This window comes from Variovorax sp. TBS-050B (assembly GCF_029893635.1).
GTDB lineage: Bacteria > Pseudomonadota > Gammaproteobacteria > Burkholderiales > Burkholderiaceae_C > Variovorax.
The window spans coordinates 2,217,959-2,235,938 of record NZ_JARXYR010000002.1; the positions used below are offsets into that span (position 1 = coordinate 2,217,959).

The 17,980-nt window shown below is 70.5% G+C and carries 18 protein-coding genes and 1 other RNA gene; 9 read left to right on the forward strand and 10 right to left on the reverse strand.

What is annotated here, in order from left to right; genetic code table 11:
* Positions 1 to 8: 8 nt before the first annotated feature.
* Both M2165_RS13345 and cysK read right to left on the reverse strand, forming a co-directional pair.
* Positions 9 to 1,676, reverse strand: coding sequence for an NAD(P)/FAD-dependent oxidoreductase (locus M2165_RS13345; RefSeq protein WP_280815100.1), 1,668 nt, complete (start codon positions 1,674 to 1,676; stop codon positions 9 to 11).
* A gap of 197 nt (positions 1,677 to 1,873) precedes the next feature.
* Entirely contained in the window at positions 1,874 to 2,794 is a 921-nt protein-coding gene (gene cysK, locus M2165_RS13350; protein WP_280815101.1) for a cysteine synthase A, read from the reverse strand.
* A 106-nt stretch (positions 2,795 to 2,900) separates the two neighbouring features.
* Between cysK and M2165_RS13355 the strand changes: the two genes are divergently transcribed.
* Positions 2,901 to 3,428, forward strand: a complete 528-nt coding sequence (locus tag M2165_RS13355) for a shikimate kinase (protein WP_280815102.1) — start codon at positions 2,901 to 2,903, stop codon at positions 3,426 to 3,428.
* Positions 3,429 to 3,455: 27 nt separating this feature from the next.
* Positions 3,456 to 3,794, forward strand: an RNA gene (gene rnpB, locus M2165_RS13360) — RNase P RNA component class A.
* Between the two features lie 50 nt (positions 3,795 to 3,844).
* Here rnpB and M2165_RS13365 read toward each other — a convergent pair.
* The 5 genes from M2165_RS13365 to M2165_RS13385 form a co-directional block, all read right to left on the reverse strand.
* Entirely contained in the window at positions 3,845 to 4,384 is a 540-nt protein-coding gene (locus M2165_RS13365) for a hypothetical protein (RefSeq protein WP_280815103.1), read from the reverse strand.
* Positions 4,381 to 5,427 carry a hypothetical protein gene (locus tag M2165_RS13370; protein WP_280815104.1) on the reverse strand — a complete coding sequence of 349 codons (1,047 nt, stop codon included), beginning with the start codon at positions 5,425 to 5,427 and terminating at the stop codon, positions 4,381 to 4,383. Before M2165_RS13370 ends, M2165_RS13365 begins: the two co-directional genes overlap by 4 nt.
* 225 nt (positions 5,428 to 5,652) lie before the next feature.
* A complete protein-coding gene (locus tag M2165_RS13375; protein ID WP_280815105.1) occupies positions 5,653 to 6,207 on the reverse strand; it encodes a hypothetical protein in 555 nt (184 codons plus the stop codon).
* A 43-nt stretch (positions 6,208 to 6,250) separates the two neighbouring features.
* Positions 6,251 to 6,967 (reverse strand): S4 domain-containing protein, encoded by a 717-nt coding sequence (locus M2165_RS13380; RefSeq protein ID WP_280815106.1) that lies wholly within the window; start codon positions 6,965 to 6,967, stop codon positions 6,251 to 6,253.
* Entirely contained in the window at positions 6,964 to 8,646 is a 1,683-nt protein-coding gene (locus tag M2165_RS13385) for an MBL fold metallo-hydrolase (RefSeq protein WP_280815107.1), read from the reverse strand. The genes M2165_RS13380 and M2165_RS13385 overlap by 4 nt, the downstream gene beginning before the upstream one ends.
* A gap of 125 nt (positions 8,647 to 8,771) precedes the next feature.
* On the opposite strand from M2165_RS13385, the gene M2165_RS13390 reads away from it, so the two are divergent.
* Entirely contained in the window at positions 8,772 to 9,797 is a 1,026-nt protein-coding gene (locus M2165_RS13390; protein WP_280815108.1) for a tripartite tricarboxylate transporter substrate binding protein, read from the forward strand.
* Here M2165_RS13390 and M2165_RS13395 read toward each other — a convergent pair.
* The gene (locus tag M2165_RS13395; RefSeq protein ID WP_280815109.1) at positions 9,784 to 10,728 is read right to left on the reverse strand and encodes an EamA family transporter; all 945 of its coding nucleotides are present in this window, start codon (positions 10,726 to 10,728) and stop codon (positions 9,784 to 9,786) included. The genes M2165_RS13390 and M2165_RS13395 overlap by 14 nt on opposite strands.
* A gap of 126 nt (positions 10,729 to 10,854) precedes the next feature.
* Here M2165_RS13395 and M2165_RS13400 point away from each other — a divergent pair, with 126 nt between their 5' ends.
* Positions 10,855 to 12,075 (forward strand): amidohydrolase family protein, encoded by a 1,221-nt coding sequence (locus tag M2165_RS13400; RefSeq protein WP_280815110.1) that lies wholly within the window; start codon positions 10,855 to 10,857, stop codon positions 12,073 to 12,075.
* A gap of 20 nt (positions 12,076 to 12,095) precedes the next feature.
* On the opposite strand, the gene M2165_RS13405 is transcribed toward M2165_RS13400, so the two are convergent.
* Positions 12,096 to 12,623, reverse strand: a complete 528-nt coding sequence (locus tag M2165_RS13405; RefSeq protein WP_280815111.1) for a hypothetical protein — start codon at positions 12,621 to 12,623, stop codon at positions 12,096 to 12,098.
* A gap of 212 nt (positions 12,624 to 12,835) precedes the next feature.
* On the opposite strand from M2165_RS13405, the gene M2165_RS13410 reads away from it, so the two are divergent.
* The 3 genes from M2165_RS13410 (at position 12,836) to M2165_RS13420 (ending at position 15,744) form a co-directional block, all read left to right on the forward strand.
* A complete protein-coding gene (locus M2165_RS13410; protein WP_280815112.1) occupies positions 12,836 to 13,543 on the forward strand; it encodes a hypothetical protein in 708 nt (235 codons plus the stop codon).
* A 98-nt stretch (positions 13,544 to 13,641) separates the two neighbouring features.
* On the forward strand, positions 13,642 to 13,974 hold the full coding sequence (locus M2165_RS13415; protein ID WP_280815113.1) for a hypothetical protein: 333 nt from the start codon (positions 13,642 to 13,644) through the stop codon (positions 13,972 to 13,974).
* A gap of 189 nt (positions 13,975 to 14,163) precedes the next feature.
* The gene (locus M2165_RS13420; protein WP_280815114.1) at positions 14,164 to 15,744 is read left to right on the forward strand and encodes a patatin-like phospholipase family protein; all 1,581 of its coding nucleotides are present in this window, start codon (positions 14,164 to 14,166) and stop codon (positions 15,742 to 15,744) included.
* 7 nt (positions 15,745 to 15,751) lie between these two features.
* Here the strand turns inward: M2165_RS13420 and M2165_RS13425 are convergent, their stop codons facing one another.
* Positions 15,752 to 16,669, reverse strand: coding sequence for an alpha/beta hydrolase-fold protein (locus tag M2165_RS13425; RefSeq protein WP_280815115.1), 918 nt, complete (start codon positions 16,667 to 16,669; stop codon positions 15,752 to 15,754).
* Positions 16,670 to 16,920: 251 nt separating this feature from the next.
* Between M2165_RS13425 and M2165_RS13430 the strand changes: the two genes are divergently transcribed.
* Together M2165_RS13430 and M2165_RS13435 are read left to right on the forward strand one after the other, a co-directional pair.
* Positions 16,921 to 17,310, forward strand: a complete 390-nt coding sequence (locus tag M2165_RS13430) for an I78 family peptidase inhibitor (RefSeq protein WP_280815116.1) — start codon at positions 16,921 to 16,923, stop codon at positions 17,308 to 17,310.
* A 20-nt stretch (positions 17,311 to 17,330) separates the two neighbouring features.
* Positions 17,331 to 17,978 carry a 2-hydroxychromene-2-carboxylate isomerase gene (locus tag M2165_RS13435; RefSeq protein WP_280815117.1) on the forward strand — a complete coding sequence of 216 codons (648 nt, stop codon included), beginning with the start codon at positions 17,331 to 17,333 and terminating at the stop codon, positions 17,976 to 17,978.
* Positions 17,979 to 17,980: the final 2 nt, after the last annotated feature.

The window sequence follows — 17,980 nt, forward strand, 5'->3', positions numbered from 1 at the left end:
GTTGGGGGTCAGTGCGCGGCGGCGCGCTGCCGCTCGGCCTCGGCCTGCAGGCTGCGCGCCACGGCTTCGGCGACCTTGATGCCGTCCACGCCGGCCGAGAGGATGCCGCCCGCGTAGCTCGCGCCTTCGCCGGCCGGGTAGAGGCCGCGCACGTTGAGGCTCTGGAAGTCGTCGCCACGCGTGATGCGGATCGGCGACGAGGTGCGCGTCTCCACGCCCGTGAGCACCGCATCGTGCAGGTCGAAGCCCTTGATCTTGCGGCCGAAGGCGGGGAAGGCCTCGCGCATCGCCTCGATGGCATAGGCCGGCAGTGCCTGGTGCAGGTCGCCGGGCGTCACGCCGGGCTTGTACGAGGGCAGCACGCTGCCGAGCGCGGTCGAGGGCCGGCCGGCGATGAAGTCGCCCACCAGCTGGCCCGGCGCGCGGTAGTCGCCGCCGCCGAGCACGAAGGCGTTGCTCTCGAGCTGGCGCTGCAGCGCGATGCCCGCGAGCGCGTCGCCCTGGGCGCCGTTCTCCCAGCCCGGGAAGTCGCGCGGGTCGATGCCCACCACGATGCCGGCATTGGCGTTGCGCTCGTTGCGCGAGTACTGGCTCATGCCGTTGGTGACCACGCGGCCCGGCTCGCTGGTGGCGGCCACCACCGTGCCGCCGGGGCACATGCAGAAGCTGTAGACCGAGCGGCCGTTGCTCGCGTGATGCACCAGCTTGTAGTCGGCCGCGCCGAGCAGCGGATCGCCCGCATGGCGGCCCCAGCGCGCGCGGTCGATCAGGCCCTGCGGATGCTCGACGCGGAAGCCGATGGAGAAGGGCTTGGCCTCGATGTGCACGCCACGCGCATGCAGCATCGCGAAGGTGTCGCGCGAGCTGTGGCCGAGCGCCATCACCACGTGGTCGGCGCGCAGCTCGCTCGAAAGGCCCGTGGCCTGGTCGCGCACGGTCAGGCCGCGCAGGTGTCCGTTTTCGATGTGCACGTCGGTCACGCGCTGCTCGAAGCGGATCTCGCCGCCGAGCGCCACGATCTGCTCGCGGATGTTCTCGACCACCTTCACGAGCTTGAAGGTGCCGATGTGGGGATGCGCGACGTAGAGGATCTCGGGCGGCGCGCCGGCCTTCACGAATTCCTCCATCACCTTGCGGCCGAGGAAGCGCGGGTCCTTGATCTGGCTGTAGAGCTTGCCGTCCGAGAAGGTGCCGGCGCCGCCTTCGCCGAACTGCACGTTCGACTCGGGGTTCAGCGTGCTCTTGCGCCACAGGCCCCAGGTGTCGCGGGTGCGCTGACGCACCGTCTTGCCGCGTTCGAGCACGATCGGGCGGAAGCCCATCTTCGCGAGCATCAGCGCGGCGAAGATGCCGCAGGGCCCGAAGCCGATCACCACGGGCCGCGGCGCGCCCTCGGGCGCGTGCACCGGCGGCAGGTAACGCATGTCGGGTGCGGGCTGGACGTGCGGGTTGGCGGCATGCCTGGCGAGCAGGCCGGCCTCGGTCGCGTCGTCGGCGAGCTGCACGTCGCAGATGTAGACCGTGAGCAGCTCGGCCTTGCGCGCATCGAAGCTGCGCTTGTAGACCGTGTGGGAGGCGATCGCCTCGATGGGAAGGTCGAGCGTCCTGGCGATCAGCGCAGGCAGCGCCTCGGACGCGTGGTCGAGCGGGAGTTTGAGTTCGGAGATTCTCAGCATGGCGTGGGGCTTGTGTTTATCAAGCAGACCGCGGATTTTAGTCGGTGGGCTTTGAGACCGGGACCGGACCGCCGGACGCAGAGGACGCGAAGGTTGCGCGAAGGACGCGAAAGGAGAAAAACAAAAAATGGTTTTCTTTCGCGCCCTTCGCGCAACCTTCGCGCCTTTCGCGTCCGGTCAGCCCACTTTCGACGGCCTCAACCGGGAAGGAAGCCCTCGACCGAGAGATAGCGCTCGCCCGTGTCGTAGTTGAAGCCGAGCACCACCGCGTCGGCCGGCAGCGAAGGCAGCTTCTGCGCGATGGCCGCGAGCGTGGCGCCCGAGGAGATGCCCACGAGCATGCCTTCCTCGACCGCGCAGCGGCGGGCCATCTCGCGTGCCGGCTCGGCGTCGACCTGCAGCACGCCGTCGAGCAGCGAGGTGTCGAGGTTCTTCGGGATGAAGCCCGCGCCGATGCCCTGGATCGGATGCGGCGAGGGCTGGCCGCCCGAGATCACGGGCGAGGCCACCGGCTCGACCGCGAACACCTGCAGCTTCGGCCACTTCTTCTTGAGCACCTTCGCCACGCCCGTGATGTGGCCGCCGGTGCCCACGCCGGTGATCAGCACGTCGATGCCTTCGGGGAAGTCGGCCGCGATCTCCTCGGCCGTGGTGCGCACGTGCACGTCGACGTTGGCGGGGTTGTTGAACTGCTGCGGCATCCACGCGCCGGGCGTGCCGGCGACGATCTCCTCGGCGCGCGCGATCGAGGCCTTCATGCCGCCCGCGCGCGGCGTCAGGTCGAAGGTGGCGCCGTAGGCCAGCATCAGCCGGCGGCGCTCGAGCGACATGCTGTCGGGCATCACGAGGATCAGCTTGTAGCCCTTGACCGCCGCGACCATCGCAAGGCCGATGCCGGTGTTGCCCGAGGTCGGCTCGACGATCGTGCCGCCGGGCTGGAGCGCGCCGGAGCGCTCGGCGTCCTCCACCATCGCGAGCGCGATGCGGTCCTTGATCGAGCCGCCCGGATTGGCGCGCTCGGACTTGATCCACACCTGCTGCTTCGCATGGCCGAACAGGCGGTTGATGCGCACGTGCGGGGTGTTGCCGATGGTCTGGAGGATGTTCTGGGCCTTCATGTTGCGATCTCCTTGGATGCGGGGGTGGTCGGAAATGCAGGGGACGGACGGGGCATTGTCCGTGGGAAACCCGCGCCGTCCCAGCGCCTCAACGCAGAATGCATGCATGAAGCTGATATTCATCCACGGGCCGGTTGCCTCCGGCAAGCTGACGGTCGCGCGGGCGCTGGGGGCGCTCACGGGCTTCGCCGTCTTCCACAACCATCTGGTCGTCGATGCGGTCGGCGCGGTGTTCCCGTTCGGTTCCGAAAGCTTCGTGAAGCTGCGCGAACAGATGTGGCTCGCGACGATGCGCGAAGCGGCCGCCGTCGGGCGCTCGACGATCTTCACCTTCGCGCCGGAGCCGACCGTGGCGGCCGATTTCCCGCGGCGCGCGGTCGAGGCCGTCGCAGCCGGGGGCGGCAGCACCCACTTCGTTCGGCTGACGATCTCGCGCGCCGGACAGGAGCGGCGCATCGACACCGCGAGCCGGGCCGAGTTCGGCAAGCTGCGCTCGCTGGAACTGCTGCGCCGGCTCCGCGACGATTTCGAGCGCGCCGAACGCGCGATGCCGCCCGGCGAGCTGGTGATCGACACCGAAGCCGTCGAGCCGCAGGAGGCGGCGCGCGACATTGCGCGCGTGCTCGCGCTGTAGGCCGCATGCTGCGATAATCCCGCCCGTGAAGCACGCCAGACCGCCGCTGGTGCAAGTGCCGAAAGGCCGCACTGGAGGAACGTCCGGACTGCACAGGACAGCGCAGGAGCTAACGGCTCTCCACCGTGAGGTGAGGATCAGAGCAACAGAGACGAGTCCCGGGGGAGTGCCGCAAGGCAGACCACCGGGGGTGAAACGGGCAATCTCTGCGCGCAGCAACACCAAGTAGGCCAGTTTCGAGGTGGTTCCGCTGAGCTGGCGGGTAGGTGGCATCGAGCCGTCTGGTGACAGGCGGCCCAGAGTAATGGCGGTCACGTCGAGGGCAACTTCGACGCACAGAATCCGGCTTATCGGCGGGCTTCACACTTTTCTTCTTTTTCCGGCGCGGCGCGGCGCAGGGCACGCGCCGCGCTCGCTCAGCCTCGGCAGCGCTTGTTCAGGTCCGCGCCGATCTGCACCGTGAGGTTGTGCAGCGCGGCATCGAAGGCCTGCTGGATCTCGGACTCGGACGAGGACCAGTTCATCGAGTCGTCGAAGCCGCGGTAGGTCCTGGTTGCCGCGCCCGCGGCGTCCGGCGGGAATTGCACCCGCACCACGAGGTTGGCCGATTTCAACGTGAGGAGGCCGTGCACATAGGCCTTCAGCACCGTGATGCGGATCGCCGGCGCGGCATCGGGCGTGTAGCCGGGCATCGAGGCGATGCCGTTCCTGAGCCATTCGTCGAAGCCCGCACCGTCGACGTGCGTGCGCCCCATCTGGCCAAGGCTCTGCGCGTCGCGGCGATCGTCGATGCCGCCCAGCGAGAACGCGCAGGCCGGCGTCGCCGCCGTGGCGCCTTGCGGAGCGCCCGCGCCCGGGCGCCGCAGGCCCGCCACCCGGTCCGAGGCGCACCCGCTCGCGAGCAGCAAGGCCGCCAGCGCCGCGCAGGCGGCGCGGCGCCCACGGGAGTGCCTCACTTTGCCGGCGCGTCCGAGGTCGCCTGCATGGCCGCCACAGCCGGTGCCGCTGGAGCCGCCGGCGCGGCAGCCGCCACGCTGGCCAGCGCCGCGTCGAAGTTCAGCGAGCCGTCCGGATAGCGCAGCAGCCGGCCCGTGCTGCCCTGGGCCACCAGGTTGGCCTTCAGGCCGGGCGGAACACTGACCTGTGCCGTGGCCGACGCATAGACGGGATGCCTGCCCTGCAGATCCGCCGCCAGCAGCGCGGCCGACTGCGCGATCGCGTCCTGCAGCGCGAGCTTCAGCATGCGCGCGCCATCGGCCTTCCATGCCGCGATGTTCTTCGTCGCGTCGTCGCTCGCGGCGGGGTGCTTCGCGCGGTAGACGATGCTGCTGCGGTAGCTCGCGTTCTGCAGCGCGAGCACGGGTTCCGACGAGGTGGTGGGCAAAGCGGCCGGCAGCTTGGCGGCTTCGCGCGCGGCGGTTCCGCGCGGGTAGAGCAGGCCGCGCGACGAGACCTCCAGCGTCGAGAAATCGGTCGAGAGGTGATAGTCGAGATTGACGAACATCACCGCATTCGAACGCGAGGCCTTGAAGGTCTTTTCATAGGCCTCCGTGGTGGTGGTCTTGGTGACGGTCACGCCGGTATCCGCCAGCCGCACCCCGGGCACAGCCTGCAGCTCCTGTGCGAGCGACTCGCGCATGAGCTGGTCGAAATTCAGGTCGACCAGTTCGTCCTTGAGCGGACGGACGCTCTCCTCGGCCGCCTTGGCGCGCGTGGCGTTGACGCTCGCGTCGACCGCGCCCATCGCGCCGCCGCAGGCCGCGGCCAGCAGGATGCCCAGGCCCGGAACGGCGCCACAGGCTGCGGCGCCCGTCGCCCCCGCATTGGAGCGCACGAAGGTGGCGTACAGCTCGGGCTGCCGGATGCCGAGGTTGACCTCGACCGGCTGCAGCGCGACCAGGACTTCGCGTTTGACGGGCTGGGTGGCCGGCAGGTGCGAGCAACCGGCAAGGATGAACGATGCCAGCACCGGAATGGCGGCGCCGCGGATGGCGAACATGGTTGTTTCCCTCGAACAGATGGATCGAATCCATCGCCTCACCCCGCTTCTCTCGCGGGATGCCCTCAGGCGATGAAGCGTCGGCCGGGCTTTGGTCGCCTCTGGCCGGCGAGGATCGTACATGCTGTTACGACGTTGTGGTGCGCAGATCGCACGGACATGCCGCATTCGTGCGGAAATGCGCATCCGCTCGGCGTGGTTTCCGCCGCTGCGGGCCGTGCCTGCTCAGCGCGTGAACAACCACCCGCCCTTCGGCTGCCGCGTGAGCTCGTGGCGCCGCACCGCGCTTTCCTCGCCGTCGTCGCCGACGTAGACCACCTCGAAGCGCAGCCGCTTCGGCGTGACCATCTTCCAGTTCTGGATGCGCTTGACCGTCACGCAGGCGGTGCGGTCGTGGTACTGCATGCTGGCCATGGGGCCGCCCTGGAAGCCGCTGCCGTCGAACAGCCGGCCGGGCGCGGCGAAGGGGTTGAGCACGGCGCCGTTGCGGGCGGTGATGCAGCCTTCGGTGCGCACGAAGGACTCGATGGTGGGCGCGGCGCTCTGCACCGCGCGCGCCACGGCCGGGCTCGGCGGCTTGGCGACGATCGCTTCGCGGATGCGCTCCACCTGTTCCTCGGTGATCGGCGCGAGGCCGCTGGGCGACACCACCGGCGGCGGCGCGGGCGGCGGTGGCGGTTCGCTCGAGGGCAGCAGCGGCGCGAGGTAGCTGCAGCCTGCGAGCGCGAGGGGAACGACGGTGCAGGCCGCCGCGGCAGCGCGCCCGGATCCGAACTTCATGGCTTTGCCTCCTTGTTCCATTCCCTGAACGCGTCCTCGGTGCTCAGAAACGTTCGTGCGGCGACAGGTAGCGCCATTGCCCGGGCAGCAGCCCGGCCAGCGGCACGCGGCCGATGCGGATGCGGCGCATCGCGAGGATGCGCAGCCCGGCCTGGTCGCACAGGTGCGCGATCTGGCCCGGCCGCGGGCCCTTGATCGCGAAGCGCAGGCCGGTGCGGTCGTCGGCCTGGCGGCCGATGCTCACGCGCGCGGGCGAGCGCTCGAAGCGCGCGAGCTGCTCGGGGCCGACGGGGCCGGCCACGTCGACCATCACCTCGTGCTCGAGGATGCCTGCGTCTTCCTGCAGCTTGCGCTCGATGCGCCATTCCTGCGTGTAGACGACCAGTCCGCTCGCGCCGGCTTCGAGCGGCGTCATGCAGCGCTGCGCCCGCGCATGCGCGGGCAGGAAGCGCAGGCCCGCACGCTCGGGCTCGTGGTGGTTGGCGGCGAGCAGCAGCTGGTGCGCGCCGTCGGTCGGCATGCCGGCGGGCTTGTGCAGCAGCAGCGTGACGGGCACCACTGGCTCCGGCCTGGCGCCGGCCTCGATCTCGACCTGCTGGTGCGCCAGCACGCGCGACTGCGGCAGCAGCGCCGGCGCGCCGTCGACCCGCACCGCGCCGTTCTCGATCAGCAGCTCGGCCTCGCGGCGCGAACAGCCCGCCAGCGCGGCCACGCGCTTGGCCAGCCGCACGCCTTCGGTATCCCCGGAGGTGCCGCTCATGGTGCCGCGGACGCCAGTTGGCGGATGCGCGCCACATGCGCGGCGAGCGAACGCGCGGCCACCGGCCACAGGCGTTCGGGGACGTCGTCGTAGGCGAGCGGCAGCCAGTCGTCGGGCGTGCCCTCGGGCAGCTTCTTCATCGCGAGCGCGATCTTGGCCTCGCGCTTCAGGCGGTGCGCCTTGAGCTGCGCGATCGCGGTGCGCGCGCTGCCGATCACGTAGCCGTGCGCGGGCAGGATGAAGTCGATGCCTTCGGCCGCGCAGACCGCGTCGAGCCGGTCGAGCGAATCGAGGTAGGCATTCATGTCGCCGTCGGGCGGATCGACCACCGTGGTGCTGCCGTTGAGGATGTGGTCGCCCGAGAACAGCAGCCCGTCTTCCTCGAGCACCAGGCAGAGGTGGTTGGCCGCATGGCCGGGCGTGTGGATCGCGCGCAGCGTGTGCGTGACGGCCTCGCCGCCCGGTGTGCTGCCCGAGAGCGCCAGGCGCTCGCCGTCGCGCAGCTCGCGCTCGGCCACGAAGCGCGCCGAGGCGCGGGCCGTGGCCGCCGACGAGAGCCCGAGGATCGGCGGCTTCGTCGCAGTGCAGAGCGCCTGCAGCGGCGCCGCGGCGGGCGAATGGTCGGCATGCGAATGGGTGCACACGATCATGCGCACGTCGCCCTGCGTGGCGCGCCACAGCCGCTGGATGTGCGCGGCGTCGTCCGGGCCCGGGTCGATCACGATGTAGCCCGTGGCCGCGTCGCCGACGATGTAGCTGTTGGTGCCCGGCCCGGTCATGGCGCTCGGATTGGGGGCGGTGAGGCGCTGCACGTTGCGCAGCAGCGGCACGGCGCGCTCGGTCTGCCAGTCGAGCGCATGCAGCAGCTGGCCGTCGGGGCACACGAGCGCGAGTTCGCCGTAGGGCGCTTCGCCTTCCATGTAGCGCGCGTCCTGCCCGCGCAGCAGCCCGGCGCGCGGGCAGCTGGTCCACAGCGGCCGCTCGACGCCGTCGCGGGCCGCGCACGCCGCGAGCACCGCATCCACGCTGGCGTAGGCCGCGAGCCGCTGCAGCGTGCGCACGGTCGGAAAGATCATGAAGAAGCTGCCTGCGTCATGGCGCGCGAGCGCATCGGCGGGGCGCACCCAGCAGGGCTCGAACTGCTCGCTCTCGTCCGCGGTGGGCACTTGGCCTTCGGGCATGCGCGCGACGAGGAAGGGCACGTCGAAGCGCTTCGGCAGGTCGCGGTCGGTGATCCAGTGCGCGAGCGTGAACACCTGGTCGCAGGCGAGCGCCAGCCCGCGCGCGGCGCACTGCTCGGCAAAGGCGACCGGCGCGTCGGGGCTGCGGTCGAGCGCAGCGATGTCCTCGGCGTTCGCGAAGCGGCCGTCGGCATGGCGCGCGAGCAGCACGCCGAGCTCCTCGAAGCCCTCGCGGATCGCGGCGACGGCCTGCGTGAGCTGCAGCTCGTCCTGCGTGGGGCGCCGCGAGGCGAGGCGCGCGGCGGCCAGCGCGTCGGCCGCATCGATCTGGCCGCCGGGGAACACGTAGGCGCCTGGCGCGAAGCTTGCAGTGGCGGAGCGGCGCGTCATCAGCACTTCGATGCCGGCTTCGGAATCGCGCAGCAGCAGCACCGTGGCGGCCGCGCGCACGGGCACGGGCTCGCGGCGGGGATGGAGTTGTTGGGTGGGACGGACCATGCGGCGATTATGGAGAGATGCCGCCCGCACCCCGGCGCGCCCTGCATAAGCTCATGCCGCATACGGCATGAGCCGCGCGCCACAATCCCGCATCGCACCGCCCGTTTCGAGGAAAGACGACCGCCATGATCCATTCACCCTTCTCGCGATTCTTCCGCTCCGGCCTGCTGCTGCGCGCAGGCACCGCCGCCGTGCTGTGCGCGGCCGCGTCGGCCTCAGCGCTCGCGCAGGCGCCGGCCGACTGGCCGCAGCAACCCGTCACGCTGATCATGGGCTTTCCGGCCGGCTCGGGCGTCGACGTGGTGGCCCGCGCGATCCAGGAGCCGCTCGCGAAGCAGCTCGGCAAGCCCGTGATCATCGACTACAAGTCGGGCGCGGCCGGCAACATCGCGAGCGAGTACGTGGCGCATGCCAGGCCCGACGGCTACACGCTCTCCTTCGGCACCGCGGCCACGCACGGCAGCAATGCCGCGCTCTACAAGAAGCTGCCCTTCGACGTGGAGGCCGACTTCGTGCCGGTGGCGCCGGTGCTCGACGTCTCGAACGTGCTCACCATCAACCCCGAGGTGATCAACGTGCGGACCTTGAAGGAGTTCGTGGATCTCGTCAAGGCCAACCCCGGCAAGTACAACTATGCGTCTACAGGCAACGGCGCCGGCACGCACATGGCCTTTGCGGAATTCAATTCGCGCCTCGGGCTGACCATGGTGCACGTGCCCTACAAGGGCGGGCCCGAGGCCATCACCTCGGTGGTGCGCGGCGAGACCTGCTGCATCATGAACCAGGTGCAAACCGTGCTGCCGCACTACAAGGCCGGCAAGGTGCGCCTGCTGGGCGTGACCACGGCCAAGCCGGTGGCGGCCGTGAAGGAGGTGCCCACCATCGCCTCCAGCGGCCTGCCGGGCACGAAGGGCTTCGACAGCTCGATCTGGTTCGGCATCTTCGCGCCCAAGGGCACCGACCCGCAGATCGTCGACAAGCTCAACGCCGCGGTGAAGGCCGTGCTCGAGCAGCCCGAGCTGCGCGAGCGCTTCGAGAGCCAGGGCAACACCGTGCGCATCGAGACGCCCGCGCAGTTCAGGAAGACCGTGCACGAGAACCGCGTGAAATGGGCCGAGGTGGCGAAGGCGGCGAACATCAGCATCGATTGAGCGCCGCCCGGGCGCGGCCGCCGCGCGCGGGCAGCGTCATCGCCATCACCCCGGCCACGATGCACGCGAGTCCGAGCCAGGCCGTCGGCGCGAGCCGCTCGCCGAGCAGCAGCACGCCGATCGCCACGCCCACGGGCACGCGCAGGTAGGCCTGGGCCGAGGTCGACATCGGCCCGAGCGTGCGGATCAGCCGGAAGTAGATCGTGAAGGCCAGCGCGGTCGAGAGCACCGCGAGCGCCAGCACCGCGAGCACCGAGGCGGCCGAGGGCGCGAGCGTCCAGGGCCGCTCGATCGCGAGGCTCGCGGGCAGCAGCATCGCCGCGCCCGCGACCAGCGAGCCCGCGGCCGGCAGCATGGGATCGAGGCCCTTGAACACGCGACCGAACATCGCGGCGCCGCCATAGCAGACCGAGGCCGCCACCAGCGCCAGTTGCGCGAGCAGCGAATGGCCGAGCCCGCGCAGCGCCTCGGTGCCGACGATCAGGCAGATGCCCACCATACCCGCGCCGACGCCGAGCCAGCGCCGCGGCGTGGGCTTTTCCGCGCCCGCCAGGCCGAGGCTCAGCAGGAAGATGAAGATCGGCGAGGTGGAATTGAGGACCGTCGCGAGGCCCGCGTCCACGCTGCGCTCCGCCCAGGCGATCAGCGCGAAGGGCAGCACGCTGTTGAGCGCGGCCTGCACCGTGAAGCGGCGCCAGCTTGCCGCATCGCGCGGCAGCCGCAGGCCGCGCCAGCGCAGCACCGCGAGCAGCAGCGCACCGGCGATCAGGGTGCGCGCGGCGACCAGCGTGAGCGGCGGAATGGTCGCCACGCCGATCTTGATGAAGCTGTACGAGGCGCCCCAGAGCGTGGCGAGCAGCGCGAGCAGGGCCCATTCGACGATCGGGTGCGGCGGGTTGGCGGGTCGTGTCGGGTGGAGGGTGGTGTGCATGGTGCGGCGATGATCGGCGCCATCGGCCGCGCGCACTTCGGCCGCGGACGAAGCGTGCCGTGCACGCGGGTATCCTCGAAATCCTCGCGACTTCCTTCTTCGCCGCGCTGCGCGGCGACCGACGCCATGGCTTCATCCCACTCGCTGCTGCTGCGCCGCGTGCGGCCTTTCGGGCGCGCGCCCGGTTCGCCGGTCGACCTGCTCGTGCGCGACGGCCGCATCGCGCAGATCGGCCCGGATCTTGCCGCCCCCGCGGACACGCCGGTCGAGGAGGGCGGCGGCGCGCTGCTGCTGCCCGGCCTGGTCGAGAGCCACACCCACCTCGACAAGACGCTCTGGGGCATGGACTGGTACCGCAACGAGGTCGGCCCGCAGCTCACCGACAGGATCGAGAACGAGCGCGCCTTCCGCCATGCGAGCGGGCACGACGCACGCGCGCAGTCGCTCGCGCTCGCGAAGGCCTTTCTCGCGCTCGGCACCACGCGGCTGCGCACGCACGTCGACATCGACACCCAGGCCGGCTTGCGCCATCTCGAAGGCACGCTCGCCACGCGCGAGGCGCTGCGCGCGCTGCAGCAGATCCAGATCGTTGCCTTCCCGCAGTCGGGCCTGCTCGGCCGGCCCGGCACGGCGGAGCTGCTCGACCAGGCGCTGGCACGCGGCGCCGACGTGCTCGGCGGCCTCGACCCCTGTGCGATCGACGGCGACCCGGTGCGCTCGCTCGACCTGCTGTTCGCGCTGGCCGGCAAGCACGGCTGCCCGCTCGACATCCATCTGCACGAGCCGGGCGCCATGGGCGCGTTCTCGCTCGACCTGATCCTGCAGCGCACCGCGGCGCTGGGCCTGCAGGGCAGGGTGGCCGTCAGCCATGGCTTCTGCCTCGGCGACCTGGCGGAACGCGAGCGCGACGCGCTGCTCGCGCGCATGGCGAAGCTCGGCGTGGTGCTCGTCACCAGCGCCTCGCCCTCGCGCAGCGTGCCGCCGCTCATCGCCTGCCGGCAGGCCGGCGTGACGGTGTGCGGCGGCAACGACGGCATCCGCGACACCTGGTCGCCCTACGGCAACCCCGACATGCTGGAACGCGCGATGCTCATCGGCATGCGCTACAACCTGCGCCGCGACGACGAGATCGAGATCGCGCTCGACACGGTCACGCAGTCGGGCGCGCGCGGCTGCGGCTTCGGCGACTACGGCCTCGAAGCCGGCTGCCGGGCCGACCTGGTGCTGGTCGATGCGCAGACCGTCGCGCAGGCGGTGGTCGCGCGGCCGGTGCGCCGGCTGGTGGTGGCGGGCGGGCGCATCGTGGCGCGCGATGGCGTGCTCGAAACGGGCGTGGCTGGGCTGTGAGTCGGTGGCCGCTGTTGCCGCTAGTGATCGCCTGAGAAGCAGCCGCGCGTCCGGCACTCGGTGGCGCTGCGCCAGTAGATCGCGTTCGTATCGAGGGGGTTGAACGGGCGGTCGCGGTTGAGGAACAGCCCGCCGCCATCGGGGAGGCGCCAGCCGTGCAGCCGAACTCCCGAGAACGATCGCGGCTGAGACGCAGACGGCGCGCCGTGCTCGGCGACAACGTTCCGGTATGCCTTGCCTTGCGCCCACCACGGCAGACTGATGGCCATCTGCTGCAATTTGGCATCCTTGAAGAAGAGCGCCAGATACAACGCGGGAATGCCGTTGTAGGACTTGATCTTCACGCCACAGGCGCGGTCGACGGGGAGATCGCCCTGGTAGCGGCCGCACCAGACCGGATGTTCAGCAAACCGCTGCCGCACGGTCGCTTCGGTCCATTCTTCGGAGAGCTCCGAGACACTGAAGAAAGTGCTCTTGCTGTTGCCAAAGAAATGCTCGCGATATTCCTCCAGTCGGGCACGCTGCGGATAGAGGAGCAGCGCGATCAATGCACAGACGCCGAGTGCAATGAGGAGGCGTCGAGGGCTGATGGCCCGGGATCTCGGCTGCTGGTACCTTGCGCGCATGGACTCGTCCGTTCTGATTCGCTGAAGAAATGCTCGATGCCGCCTCCGGCGGAAGGCGCATTCTGCCCGGCGTCCAGTGCCGCGCCGCGTTCACTACACTGCCTGCGATGCATCGAGTGCTTCAGTGTCCTGCCGTGGAAGACCGCCTGACCGTCTGGTTCCGAAGTGGCGGCGCGTTCCGCAGCCGCGGCGTGGGGCCGCGGGTACCTCGGGCGGTGCTCGATGTTCCCGCGCTGTCGGCGCGCCTCGTCGCGGACTGGGAGAACGAGATGGCGACAAATCTCTTCCTAGAGCCCGGCGACGTGGAGCCCCTGCCGCTCGCGCGTGCGCGCAGCCGCTGGCCGGCGCACAGGCAGTGCCTGCTGGCCATGGCCGACTGGCTCGCCACCCTCGGCATGCCGGGCGTGCTGGACGACAGCGAACTCGCGCTCATGGCCTGCCGCGGCGCGCGCTACCACCATGACGCAGCGCAGTACGGCGGCGCGGCCTTCTGCAATCTCTTCGTGAGCGAGGACAAGGGGCTCGAGGTCCATTTCCCCGGCACCGGCGAGCGCATTCCGCTCGTCCGCGGCACCGCCTTCGTCTTCGACACCGCGCAGCCGCATGCGGTGATCCGGCGCGGCAGCGGCGGCTTCGATGCGGGCGATTTCGCGGCTGGACAGGATCGCGCGCAGTTCTTCCTGAGCTGGGAGCTGCCGATCGAACACGCCGCGGTCGCGCGTGCGCTCGGCATTGCATTCGACACGACGCCCGCGGCGCAGCTCGGCGAAGCGCAGGTGATGGCGAACGGCGCACGCGTTCGCGTGTGTGCCGACTCGGGCCGCTGGCGCCCGGCGGACTGATCCGCTGCGCGTTTCACGACGATGTTGTTACTCCCGGCTTTGCCGAGGCGCCTCTAGAGTGGCTCCAGGGCGCCATCCGCGCGCCACAGGAGCCGGCCATGAACAGCATCGGAAGAACCAGCAGCAGCAACCACAGCGACGGCGACAACGACGGCGAGACGGACGTCGCCCTCGTCGCGCAGGAGGACGAGGCGCCCGCGCCAAGGGCATCGCCCCGCGTGGCGCAGGCGCTCGGCGTCTATCGCAACATGGCCGCGTGCCATGCCCGCGCCGCGCGGCGGGCGGGCCCCGATGAGAGCGACGCGCTCGCGGCTGCGCTGATGCTGCCTTGCTACCAGCGCGACTTCTGCGTGCTGGCGCTCGCATTGACCTCGGCCGAGGCGCGCGAACTAAGGCATGCACTCGATGCGTTCCGCGCCTCGGCCGGCTGACGCCGAAGGCAGGCGAAAGACCACCTTCGTTCCGGTTTCGGCGGGCTGCTGGCTGCTTTCGACGCGCCGCGCATGCCGGCCGCGGTACATCGATGGATTGAACGGGATTCCACGCGTAGACGCTCCGCGGGCGCGGCCAGAGACTCCGCTTCCCCAAGTGGGGGGAGTCAACTTTCAAAGGAGCTGGACGTGGAAAAAGGCAAGCAATTCACCATTCTTTCGTTCGTCGGCGGCGGCATACGGGGCCTGATGTCGGTCACGATCCTGCAGAAGCTCCACGAGCGCTTCCCGCACCTCATCGAGCACACCGACCTCATCGCCGGGTGCTCGACCGGATCGATCATCACGAGCGAGCTGCTGGCCGGCAAGACGCCGAAGGAGCTGATCGAGTTCTTCACCTCGCCGAAGGGCGAGATCGGGTTCTACAACGACATGAACCACGATCCGCGCCAGCCCGCGTACTCGATCGAGAAGGTGTTCGCCTCGCAGTTCCTGCTGCACCGCGAGAAGAAGGTCTCGGAGCTCGAGCGCAAGAAGGTGCTGTTCGTGTCCTTCAACGTCGGCGGGCTCGCGGTGAAGGACGGGGTGCAGACGCCCACGCCGTGGAAGCCGCTGATGTACACCAACATGCTGCCCGGCCTCGGCGACGTGCTGATCGCGAAGGCCGCCACGTCGAGCGGCGCGATGCCCGGGCAGCTGGGCTCCTACGATGGCAACGTCGACGGCGCCTTCTTCAACCACGACCCGACGGTCGCGGCGATCTCGCTGGCCGTGGCCGCGGGGCACAAGCTCGAGAACATCGTGGCCATCACCATCGGCACCGGCCTGATGCACGACTGGATCGCGAGCGACACCGGTCCGTGGGGCGCCGATCAGTGGATGAACGGCGTGGCCGATCCGTTCAACAGCACGCCGCCGTTCCTGATGAACCAGTCGAAGCCCGGGCCGGTGCTCGACATGTGCCTCAACGGCACTTCGACCGAGCTGATGCCCACGCTCGCGGCCATGCTGCTCGGCGACCGCTACGCGAACATCAATCCCCGGCTGCCCTTCTTCATTCCGGAGAACACCACCTACCAGCAGGCGATCGACCTGCTGCAGGACAAGGGCAACAAGGCCGACACCGCCCATGCGGAGGCGCTGATCGAGGCCTACTGGTGGGACCATCTGCCCGACGGCCCGGTCGAGCAGGCCGAGGCACCCGTCGCAGTGGCCGCAGCCGGGAGCCAGGCCGCGGCGAACCCGCCTCCGGCCGGCAAGTCGGCCAGCCCATCGACCGGCGAACTCAACCTGGGGCCCTACTACATCCAGCAGCTGAATGCCGGGCATTTCGTGCTCGACGTGGATGGCAACAGCCCCGACGCGGAGACGCCGGTCATCGCCTACGCCGTCAACCTGCCCGAGACCGGCAACCAGCAGTGGCGCTTCGTTCCTGCCGGCCCGGAGGCGCCCGGGTGGTGGTACCTGGAGACGCTGATGGACACCGGCTTCGTCATGACGGTGCTGCCGCTGGGCACTGCCGGCGAGTGGCCGGTGGTCATGCAGGCCAGGCAGCCGGTGATCGAGGCCGACGCGCAGCTCTGGAGCCTGCAGCCGACCGAGGTGCTCGGCTACTGGTACATCCAGAGCAAGTACGGCGCGAGCAACGCGCAGGCGCCAGCGGTGATCACGCTCGGCGACGACGCCTCGGGCGCGCGCGTGTGGGCCAATCCGATCAGCTTCTCGGGCTTCCAGACGCAGGCCTGGGGCTTCAAGCCGGTCAACTGGTAGCGCCTCGCTACGGCAGCACCCGCGCGACCGCATCGGCGAAGGACGGGAGGTCGGTGCCGGTGTGGGTCGTCGCGTAGGTCGCCTCGCTCACGGCCAGCCCTGGCTGGCCGCGCGCCCGGAGCCGCTGGTACAGGCCGTCGACGGGACCGGAGTTGCATTCGGTCGGATGGTCGCAGCGCGTCAGCAGCAGGGTCGCGGCAAGCGGCCTGTCGCCGAGCGCGTCGTGCATGCGCTGTTCGAGTTCGCGGTACTCGGCCGCCTGGAAGTCGAAGGCGCCTTCGAACGCCAGGAAGTGCGAGAAGGTCAGGCTGCCGGCCGCCCCCTCGAGAAACAGCGCGATGCCGGCCATGCTGCCGCTGAGCGAAAGGCCGGTCAGCAGGCGCCGAGCCGGATCGGTGCGATAGCCGGCCTCGATGAACGGCACCAGTTCGAGCGTGAGGAAGTCGTGGTACGCGGTGGCGCCGGGCAGCGTGTAGTCCTGCTCGCGCCGTGCCGTGCCGCCGATGCCGACCAGGATCGCCTCCGTGCGGCGCTCGTCGAGGATGGTCTTGAAGTTCGCGAAGCGCGTGCCCGGCGGGTTGAAGACGCCGTCGCCGTCCATCGCGTAGATGACCGGGTAGCGCGCGGAGCCGCCGTCGTACGAGGCGGGCAGATGGATCTCGAGCGCATAGGTCGCGCCCGTCTTGCTGGAGGCGATCGTGGCGGAGACCACGCGGCTGGCGGGTGCATCGGCCGGCGGTGCGGCCGGCACGTCGGGCGCGGGCGGCGCGGGGGGCGGTGGCGGGGGCGCGGGGGCGGGCGGTTCGGCCGGCGGCGCGACGGCCGCCACGGGCACGATCGGAATGCCGCCCCCACCGCCACCCCCGCCGCAACTCGACGCGCCGAGCAGATAAGCCCAGCCCGCAACGCACGCGACCGTGCGCATCCTTTGCCCAGCCTGCATCGGAAGTCCCCTGCAATGCGTGATCGACGGCGCTCGTCGAACGCCGGCCCCGAAAACCTGCGCACCGCACGGATGCGCGCTTTGCCACCATGCCACGGACCGGCGCGCGTTCTGCCCTGTTCGGGGTAGATGAAAAGAGAAACAGTCGTATCGGTCCTGCGCCGGCGCGCCGCACGGGTCGACGCGGTGCCGCGCTACGATCCGGCGTTTCCAGAACCCGAGGAGGACAAGAGATGCGCCCCACCGTACTGCAGCCAACCGCGGGCTCCGTCGCCATGCGAGGGCGCGGCCGCCGCATCGCCGCGGCATGCCTCGGCGCCGCCGTCCTGCTGCTGGCCGCCTGCCAGGCGCAGCCCGAATTCCGTCCGCTCACCTCCGAAGCCCCGCCGCCGCCCACCTTCGTGACCGTGCCCACCGACCCCGGCTGCGAGGCTGCGCGTGCCGGCTATGCGCTGGGCCGGCCGGTGGCGCAGCCGCTGCTCGAGGAACTGCTCGCGCGCACCGGCTCGGGCTCGGTGCGCACCTCGGCCGCCGGCGAGCCGCCGCCGGCGCCGGCCGATCCGAAGCGCCTCAACCTCGATGTCGATGCGCAGGGCCGCATCACGGCCGCGCGCTGCGGCTGAGCGCTGAAGATAATGCCGCGATGATTTCTTCCAAGACCTCGATCGCGCTCGACTGCTACTACAGCCTTTCCTCGCCCTGGGCCTACCTCGGCGGTCCGCAACTGCAGGACATCGTGCGCCGCCACCACGTGCGGCTCGCGCTCAAGCCCTACGACTTCCAGGCCGTGGTGCCGCAGACCGGCGGCATTCCGCTGAAGACGCGGCCGGAGCCGCGCCGCACCTACCACGCGCTCGAACTCGCACGCTGGCGCGACCACCTGGGCATGCCGCTCAACCTGGAACCGGCCTACTACCCCAAGGGCGTGCCGGTGGACCCGAACTGGAACAAGTACCCGGGCTGGATGGTGATCGCCGCGCAACTGCAGGGGCTCGATGCGCAGCCGCTCTCGCACGCGCTGCTGCGCGCGCTCTGGGCCGAGGAACGCGACACCTCACAGGCCGAGGTGCGCATCGCGATCGCCGACGAGAACGGCTACGACGGCGCCTCGCTGCAGGCGATGGAGCAGTCGGCCGAAGTGCTTGCGGTGTACCGCGCGAACAGCGCCGAGGCCATCGAGGCCGGCGTGTTCGGCGCACCCACCTTCATCCTGAACGGCGAGCGCTTCTGGGGCCAGGACCGGCTGGCCTTCCTGGACCGGGCGCTCGATCGCCTGCGCGCGAAGGGCTGAGC